Below are 1,368 nucleotides of genomic sequence, written 5' to 3'. Positions count from 1 at the left end.
CAAATATATTTATGCACCATGCCTTTGATGAATGGCTGCGACAAAATCATCCGCAGGTATTATTTGAGCGTTACGCGGATGATGCACTCGTGCACTGTAAAACAGAGCATGAGGCGATACTTATGCGTCGTGCGATTGAAAAGCGTTTGGCTCAATGCAAGCTGGAACTGCATCCTGAAAAGACACCAATAGTGTACTGCAAAGATGACGACAGGCGAAAGAAATACCCCAAAGAAAGCTTTGACTTCCTCGGTTATACGTTTCGGCCACGGAGGGCAAAGAATAAGCGTGGGAAATATTTCGTTTCGTTTCTTCCGGCTATCAGCAACAAAGCCAAGAGCAAGATTCGCAAGGCCATAAGGGAGTGGCGTATTCATCTTAACACATGGACATCTCTGGAAAACATAGCGGAAAAGACAAACCCTGTAGTGCGGGGCTGGTATCAGTACTACGGGCGGTTTTACAAATCTGAAATGTATCCGGTGCTTCGCAACGTGGAGCGTTATCTTATTCTATGGGCAAGACGGAAATACAAGAGACTGGCGAGACATTGCGGACATGCGAAAAGGTACCTGGGATGTGTGTGCAAGCGCACTCCCGGATTGTTCGAGCATTGGAAGCTTGGCTTGGGGTCTCCGACTGAATAATGGGAGCCGGATGAGCTGAGAGGTTCACGTCCGGTTCTGCGAGGGGCTGGCGGGGAAGTTCCGCCGGTCTACTCTCCGTAACATTTACGTGAAGTCGAAAAGGGCGGGGCAGAGGGTATTTGAATCCATAACGAGATATGTGGAGGAGAAGCTCAAACTCAAAGTCAACAGGGAAAAGAGCGCGGTGGCAAGAACCCATCAACGGAAGTGTCTGGGATACTCATTCACATGGCATAAACAGCCGAAGATACGAGTGCCCGAAGAAACCGTCAGGAGACTGCGAATGTATCTTAAAACCATCTTCAGCAAAGGGAAGGGGCGAAATCTTCAGAGATTCATTACTGAAGATTTAAACCCTGTCATTAGGGGATGGATAAACTACTTCCGGTTGGCGGAAGTGAAGGCATTTGCAGAAGATATGGACGGATGGGTAAGGAGAAGGCTTCGCCTGATACTGTGGAAACAGTGGAAGAGACCGTGGACGCGAAGGAAGAGACTGATAGAAGCAGGACTTTCAGAGGAAAGGGCTGTGATGTCGGCGTTCAACCGGCGCGGGTCATGGTGGAATTCCGGCGCATCGCACATGAACGACGCATTCAGGAAGAAGTTTTTCGACGGACTCGGACTTGTCTCGATGATTGATGTACTGTGTAAATTCAGAACCGTTTAACTTTGGGAACCGCCCTGGTACGTGAACCGTATGCCGGGTGGTGTGAGAGAC

2 protein-coding genes are annotated in these 1,368 nt (G+C 49.2%); both read left to right on the top strand.

Going from position 1 to position 1,368, the window contains the following annotated elements; translation table 11 throughout:
* The coding region (locus AB1552_14435; protein ID MEW6054956.1) for a group II intron maturase-specific domain-containing protein at window positions 1-647 on the top strand (647 nt) is incomplete at its 5' end.
* Window positions 648-735: 88 nt separating this feature from the next.
* On the top strand, window positions 736-1,317 hold the full coding sequence (locus tag AB1552_14430; protein ID MEW6054955.1) for a group II intron maturase-specific domain-containing protein: 582 nt from the start codon (window positions 736-738) through the stop codon (window positions 1,315-1,317).
* Window positions 1,318-1,368: the final 51 nt, after the last annotated feature.

Source organism: Nitrospirota bacterium, from assembly GCA_040754395.1.
GTDB lineage: Bacteria > Nitrospirota > Thermodesulfovibrionia > Thermodesulfovibrionales > SM23-35 > JBFMCL01.
The sequence above is the reverse complement of the archived record's forward strand: the minus strand, read 5'-3'. Positions and strand labels throughout refer to the sequence as shown.